Source organism: Streptomyces sp. NPDC002044, from assembly GCF_040296725.1.
GTDB lineage: Bacteria > Actinomycetota > Actinomycetes > Streptomycetales > Streptomycetaceae > Streptomyces > Streptomyces antarcticus.
In genome coordinates this window covers 1-6,418 of sequence record NZ_JBEOXU010000235.1, presented here as the reverse complement: position 1 = coordinate 6,418, position 6,418 = coordinate 1, and the positions used below count along the sequence as shown (strand labels likewise).

Below are 6,418 nucleotides of genomic sequence, written 5' to 3'. Positions count from 1 at the left end.
TCGTACGCCCGCGAGGAAATACCGGGGAACCTCCTGCGGTCCCGCGCCGGTGCCTTCCCGAAACCCGTCTTCTCCGTCATTGCGCCCTCCCCTGGCCCGGGCGGCGCCCCGCGTGCCGGGCGGCGGGGTTCACACGGCGTACAGGTCGAACGTCGAACCGCGCCGCGCCCCCGCCGTCCCGTCCAGGGCGGGGTCGACGGCGAGCATGGCCTGGTGGAGGCGCTGGAGCTGGGGTGAGGGTTCCACGCCGAGGTCTTCTATCAGGCGGGCTCTGAGTCTGCGGTAGACGTCCAGGGCGCCGGCCTGGCGTCCGGCACGGTAGAGGGCCACCATGATCTGTGAGTGCAGGCCCTCGTGCTGGGGGTGGCGGGCCGTCAGGTCGGCGAGTTCGGCCAGGAGTTCACTGTGCCGGCCCAGCCGCAGATCGGCGTCGATGCGCCGTTCCACCGTCACCAGGCGGCTCTCCTGCAGCCGCATCACCTCGATGTCCAGGATCGGCCCGACCCGTACGTCCACCAGTGCCGGGCCCCGCCACAGGTCCAGCGCGGCGCGGAGACGGTCGGCGGAGACCTGGCTGTCGCCCGTCTCGAAGGCGGCCTGGCCCTCGCGCACCAGGCGCTCGTAGTCGTGTACGTCGACGCTGTCCTCGGTGATCTGCAGCAGGTAGCCGCCGTGCCGGGTGGCGAGCACCTCCTTGGCGCCGCCGGGAGCGTCGGGCCCCATCGCGGTGCCCAGACGGCGGCGCAGCTGGAGGATGTACGTCTGCAGGGTCGTCAGCGCGCTCTGCGGCGGCTGCGTCCCCCAGATCTCCTCCATGAGGGTGGGCACCGGCATGACCCGCCCGGGATAGAGCGCGAGCAGCGACAGCACCTGCCTCGGCTTGCCCGCGGTCGGGACAATGGACCCCCCGTTGACCTCGGCGCTCAACGGACCCAGCACCCGAATCCTCATGGTCTCCTCCGTACTCGTCGAGTCCCCTGGCTCTTTTTCTCAGATGGCCAGGGAACCGCCCCCGTTGCGGGCACGCTAGCCGGGGTGGACGCCCCCCGGCCCCTTCCTGTAGCGGGCCTCAAGTCGCCTTCCAAGCAACGGTGTTGAGCAGCCGGCGGCGTACACATCCCCACGGATCGCGGGCGGTACGGGCGGTACGCGCGGGGCGTGCGGGGCGGGCTGCGGGCATCGCGCGGTACGGGGCGGTACGGGGCGGTACGGGGCGGCGCAGACGGTACGTGGTGATGCGGGGTGGTACGTGGTGGTACGGGGCGGTGCGGGCGTCGCGCGGGCCGGGCGGTCCGGCTACGGCCAGTCGATGCGGCCCGCGGCCGGGGCGCCCGCGGGGCCGGCGTGCGGACCGGCGGCCGGGGCCGAGACCGGGGCCACCGGCCAGTCGATGGAGCCGCCGCCGTCGGCGGCGGCCACGCCGCCCGCGGTCAGGACGGCGGCCGTGGCGAGAGCGGCGGTGGCGACGACGCGGGCGATGTTCCTCATGGTGACCCCTCCAGGGCAATTGCTCGGTCCTGCTTGGCAAGTCTTCTGCCAAGAAGACTGGCAACACCCGCTGGGGATTCGCTCGTCAATCACTGGAGAAATGCTGGAGCACGGCAGGGAATTGCCCCGGAATACACCCCCGGCCACCCCATCCACCCCCTTCCAACTGTCCTGACCTGCACACATCGTGATGTGACAGAAGCCGTTCCCGGATTTGCCGGATTGTGCCAAGAGGCCCCGGCTGGAGTTTCACCGGAGCGGACATTGCCAAAGCCGTCACCGGGTGGGCAATGTATTGCCAAGTGATTTGGCAACACCTGGAACAACGGGGTCGTGGACGTGCCGCGGCCGACAGCGGGGGAGGCCCCTGATGAACGCGCCGACACACCACGGACAGCGAACGGCCCACCTGGACACCGCGGGAACCGGCCCGATGCCGGACGCCGTACGCGCCGTGCTCGCCGACTGCACCGCCCGCGACGACCGCTTCGGAGCCCGCGCGCTCCAGGAACACCTCGCCGCGGGCCCCGGCCCCGGGATCCGCGAACGCCTCGGCCGCCTCCTGGGCGTACCGGCCCGCGACACCCTCCCGGTCACCGGCGCGGCCGACGCCTTCGCGGCCTTCGTCTCCCGCCTGGACCCCGGCCCCCGCGACCGGATCTGGACCACCCCCCACGAGGGCGTCGCCCAGCTGACCGCCCTGCACGCCCTGCGCGACCGCACCCGCTGCCACCTGGACGTCGTCCCGCTGCGCCCCGACGGCGACCTCGACCTGGACTGGATGCGCGCCCACATCGGCCCCGACGTCGCCCTCGTCAGCGCCGTCCACGTCTCCGCCGCCTGCGGAACCCTCAACCCGGTCCACGAGATCGGACGCATCCTCGCCCCCCACCGCGCCCGCTACGCCCTCGACGCCTCCCACTCCGCCGGCCAGCTCCCCCTTCACGCCGCCCGCATCGGCTGCGACCTGCTCACCGCGGACGGCTGGAGGTTCCTGCACGGCCCGCAGGACACCGGATTCGCCTACACCCGCCCCGGAACCCGCGACACCGGCCCCGCCGGCCCTGACAGCCCCGGCGGGCACGGCCGGCCCGCACCCGGGCACCCGCCCCGGCCGGCGCCCGCCGCCGTCGCCGCGCTGAACACCGCCCTGGCCCACCACGCCGCCGCCTCCCCGCCCCCCGAGGACCTCCTGCCGCGGCTGCGCGCCGTCCTGGAAGGGACCCCGGGCGTCGAACTCCTCCCGGCGGGCCGCGACCGGGCCGGCATCCTGGCCTTCCGGCACCACGAGGTCCCCGCCGCCCGCCTGCGCCGCGCCCTGGCCCGCCACGGCGCCGTCCTGGCCAAGACCGTCGCGCAGGAGCACCCGCTCCACCCGGCCGCCGCCGGCGGCGCCCCCGCCGTCCGCGCCTCCCTCCACCGCGGCACCACCGCACAGGACATCGACCACTTCGCACGGGCCCTGCGGGACGCCCTGCGCGAAGAGCGGCACACCCCCACCGCCCCCCACGCCCCCGCCCCCGCCCCGGCCTTCGCCGCGGCGGCCGGGGGATCCGGCGGCCGCGGGCGGCCGTCCCCGTACGCCGGGCGCACGGTCCGGCGCGGACACCTCACCCTGCACAGCGCGACCTGAGGGCGCCCGCACCCCGCCCCGCCCCGAACCGCCGATCCCGAACCGCCGGATCACCCGCCGCCGACCGCGGGCCGCCCAACCCCCGTCTCATGCGGGGCTCGAGCGGACTTCCACGAGGTCTTGAGCACCGCGCGCGACGGTGGCCGGATCCGGCCCCAGACCTGGAGGAGCCACATGACCACGAGCGAAGCGCCACCCCTGCCGGCCGCGGACCGCGCGGCCGAACTGGCCGGCATCAAAGCCCTGGCGCTGGCCGGCCCCGACGCGCGGGCCACCGAACGCCAGCACGCCAAGGGCAAGCTCACCGCCCGCGAGCGGATCGCCTTGCTGCTCGACCCGGACTCGTTCCACGAGATCGAGACCCTGCGCCGGCACCGCGCGACCGGCCTGGGACTGGAGGACAAACGCCCCTACACCGACGGGGTGATCACCGGCTGGGGCACCGTCGAGGGCCGCACCGTCTTCGTCTACGCCCACGACTTCCGCATCTTCGGCGGAGCCCTCGGCGAGGCCCACGCCGAGAAGATCCACAAGGTGATGGACCTGGCCGAGTCGACCGGCGCCCCGCTGGTCTCCCTCAACGACGGGGCCGGCGCCCGCATCCAGGAAGGCGTCTCCGCGCTGGCCGGCTACGGCGGCATCTTCCAGCGCAACACCCGCGCCTCCGGCGTCATCCCGCAGATCAGCGTGATGGTCGGCCCCTGCGCGGGCGGCGCGGCCTACTCCCCGGCCCTGACCGACTTCGTGTTCATGGTCCGCGGCACCTCGCAGATGTTCATCACCGGCCCCGACGTCGTCAAGGCCGTCACCGGCGAGGAGATCACCCACAACGGCCTCGGCGGCGCCGATGTCCACGCCGCGGTCTCCGGCGTGGCCGCCTTCGCCTACGACGACGAGCCGAGCTGCCTGGAAGACGTACGGCACCTGCTCTCGCTGCTGCCCGCCAACAACCGCGAGACCCCGCCGCGCGAACAGGGCGCCGACCGGCCCGACCGGCGCACCGACGCGCTGTCACGGACCGTCCCCGCCAACCCCCAGCAGGCCTACGACATCCGCAACGTCATCGAGGAAGTCGTCGACGACGGCGACTACTTCGAGATCCAGCCCGCCTGGGCGACCAACGTGGTGTGCGCGCTGGCCCGGATGGACGGCCACGTCACCGGCTTCGTCGCCAACCAGCCCGCCAGCCTCGCCGGGGTCCTGGACATCCACGCGAGCGAGAAAGCGGCCCGCTTCGTCCAGTTCTGCGACGCCTTCAACATCCCCCTGGTCACCCTCGTCGACGTCCCCGGCTTCCTGCCCGGCGTCGACCAGGAACACAACGGCATCATCCGCCACGGCGCGAAACTGCTCTACGCCTACTGCAACGCCACCGTCCCGCGGATCTCCCTGGTCCTGCGCAAGGCGTACGGCGGCGCGTACATCGTCATGGACTCCCGCTCCATCGGCGCCGACCTCGCCCTGGCCTGGCCCACCAACGAGATCGCCGTCATGGGCGCCGAAGGCGCCGCGAACGTCATCTTCCGCCGCGAGATCGCCGCCGCCGCCGACCCCGACGCGATGCGCGCACAGAAGATCAAGGAGTACACGGCCGAGCTCATGCACCCCTACTACGCCGCCGAACGCGGCCTCGTCGACGACGTCATCGACCCCGCCGAGACCCGCTCGGTCCTCATCCGCTCCCTGGACATGCTCCGCCCCAAGTACGCCGACCTGCCGTCGCGCAAGCACGGCAACCCGCCCGTATGAGCACCACCGCCGCACCCGGAACCGCGGCAGCACCCGCACCCGCGCCGGCACCCGCACCCGCGCCGGCACCCGCACCGGCACCCGCACCGGCGGCCGTACCCGCACCGGCACCCGCGGCCGCGGGTAGGGGGGACACGCCGGTCCCCGGCCCGCCGCCGGCCTGGAGGATCACCCGGGGCCGGCCCGACGACGCGGAGACCGCCGCCCTCCTGACGGTCCTGACCGCCGTCCTCGCCGAACCCCCGGCCCCGCCCCCCGCCCCGCGCACCACACCCTCCGCCTGGGACCGCGCCCCCGCCGCCCCCCGGCCCCGCCGCCCCGGATCCTGGCGCGGCCGCTGACCCGCCCCGCCCGCGCGCCCCGCCCCGCCGCGCCCCGCCCGGCGGGGCACCGGCACGCCCGCCCCGCCGCCGCCCGCGCCGCCTCCATCCGCCTTCCGCCGCGCCCCGAGTGCCCCCCGGCACGCTCAGAGCGTCCTGGCGAGCGAGGAAGGGATACGAGGAATGACGGTGAAGGCGATCGACAAGGCCCCCGAGAGGCCCGTGGCCCTGGTCACCGGCGCCACCAGCGGCATCGGCCTGGCCGTCGCCCGCGACCTGGGCGCCCGCGGGCACCGGGTGTTCCTGTGCGCGCGCACCGAGACCGCGGTCAAACAGACCGTGGCCGACCTGCAGGCCGAGGGCTTCAGCGTGGAGGGCGCCGCCGCCGACGTACGCGACGCGGCCGCCGTGCGGGCCCTGGTCGCCGCGGCCGTCGCGGCGTACGCAGACCCCGTCAGCATCCTGGTCAACAACGCCGGCCGCAGCGGCGGCGGGGCCACCGCCGGCATCACCGACGAACTGTGGGACGACGTCATCGACACCAACCTCAACAGCGTCTTCCGCCTCACCCGCGAAGTCCTCAACAACGGCGGCCTGGGCGCCGAGCCGTGGGGCCGCATCATCAACATCGCCTCCACCGCCGGCAAACAGGGCGTCCTGCTCGGCGCCCCCTACTCCGCCTCCAAACACGCCGTGATCGGCTTCACCAAGGCCCTCGGCAAGGAACTCGCCCCCACCGGCACCACCGTCAACGCCGTCTGCCCCGGCTACGTGGAAACCCCCATGGCCGCCCGCGTCCGCAGCGGCTACGCACAGGTGTGGGACACCACCGAGGAGTACGTACAGGAGCAGTTCGAGGCGAAGATACCCCTGGGCCGCTACTCCACCTCCGAGGAGGTCGCCGGCCTCGTCGGCTACCTCACCACCGACCTCGCCGCGTCCATCACCGCCCAGGCCCTCAACGTCTGCGGCGGCCTCGGCAACGCCTGAACCCCTGCCGCCCGCACGGCAGTCCGCGCCCCACGGCACACACCCGCCCGCCACGGTCCCGCGGCACACCCCCGAAGAAGGCGCACCCGGGCAGGCCCGCCAAAACGCCGCGGCACACCCCGCGAAAACGCCCGCGGCACACCCCGCGAAAACGCCGCGCAACGGCCCGCGCAACGGCACGTGTGGAGGGGCCCCGGACGGACAGCGCGCCGCGGACCCCCCCCCCCAAGACACCCCC

General features: G+C 74.4%; 5 protein-coding genes. 3 read left to right on the top strand and 2 right to left on the bottom strand.

Annotated elements, in window-relative coordinates:
• Positions 1-129 precede the first annotated feature (129 nt).
• Positions 130-951 carry an AfsR/SARP family transcriptional regulator gene (locus ABT106_RS30485; RefSeq protein ID WP_351283884.1) on the bottom strand — a complete coding sequence of 274 codons (822 nt, stop codon included), beginning with the start codon at positions 949-951 and terminating at the stop codon, positions 130-132.
• 345 nt (positions 952-1,296) lie between these two features.
• Positions 1,297-1,488, bottom strand: a complete 192-nt coding sequence (locus tag ABT106_RS30480) for a hypothetical protein (RefSeq protein WP_351283881.1) — start codon at positions 1,486-1,488, stop codon at positions 1,297-1,299.
• A gap of 370 nt (positions 1,489-1,858) precedes the next feature.
• Here ABT106_RS30480 and ABT106_RS30475 point away from each other — a divergent pair, with 370 nt between their 5' ends.
• The 3 genes from ABT106_RS30475 (at position 1,859) to ABT106_RS30465 (ending at position 6,180) form a co-directional block, all read left to right on the top strand.
• Positions 1,859-3,121, top strand: a complete 1,263-nt coding sequence (locus ABT106_RS30475) for an aminotransferase class V-fold PLP-dependent enzyme (RefSeq protein ID WP_351283878.1) — start codon at positions 1,859-1,861, stop codon at positions 3,119-3,121.
• Between the two features lie 174 nt (positions 3,122-3,295).
• The gene (locus ABT106_RS30470) at positions 3,296-4,870 is read left to right on the top strand and encodes an acyl-CoA carboxylase subunit beta (protein WP_351283875.1); all 1,575 of its coding nucleotides are present in this window, start codon (positions 3,296-3,298) and stop codon (positions 4,868-4,870) included.
• A 503-nt stretch (positions 4,871-5,373) separates the two neighbouring features.
• Complete coding sequence (locus ABT106_RS30465; RefSeq protein WP_351283873.1) at positions 5,374-6,180, top strand: SDR family NAD(P)-dependent oxidoreductase; 807 nt, start codon at positions 5,374-5,376, stop codon at positions 6,178-6,180.
• Positions 6,181-6,418 lie beyond the last annotated feature (238 nt).

Bases quoted from the DNA above. Each gene is read 5' to 3' on its own strand.
- ABT106_RS30485 (WP_351283884.1), bottom strand. From the start codon at position 951: ATGAGGATTCGGGTGCTGGGTCCGTTGAGCGCCGAGGTCAACGGGGGG.
- ABT106_RS30465 (WP_351283873.1), top strand. From the start codon at position 5,374: ATGACGGTGAAGGCGATCGACAAGGCCCCCGAGAGGCCCGTGGCCCTG.
- ABT106_RS30480 (WP_351283881.1), bottom strand. From the start codon at position 1,488: ATGAGGAACATCGCCCGCGTCGTCGCCACCGCCGCTCTCGCCACGGCC.
- ABT106_RS30475 (WP_351283878.1), top strand. From the start codon at position 1,859: ATGAACGCGCCGACACACCACGGACAGCGAACGGCCCACCTGGACACC.
- ABT106_RS30470 (WP_351283875.1), top strand. From the start codon at position 3,296: ATGACCACGAGCGAAGCGCCACCCCTGCCGGCCGCGGACCGCGCGGCC.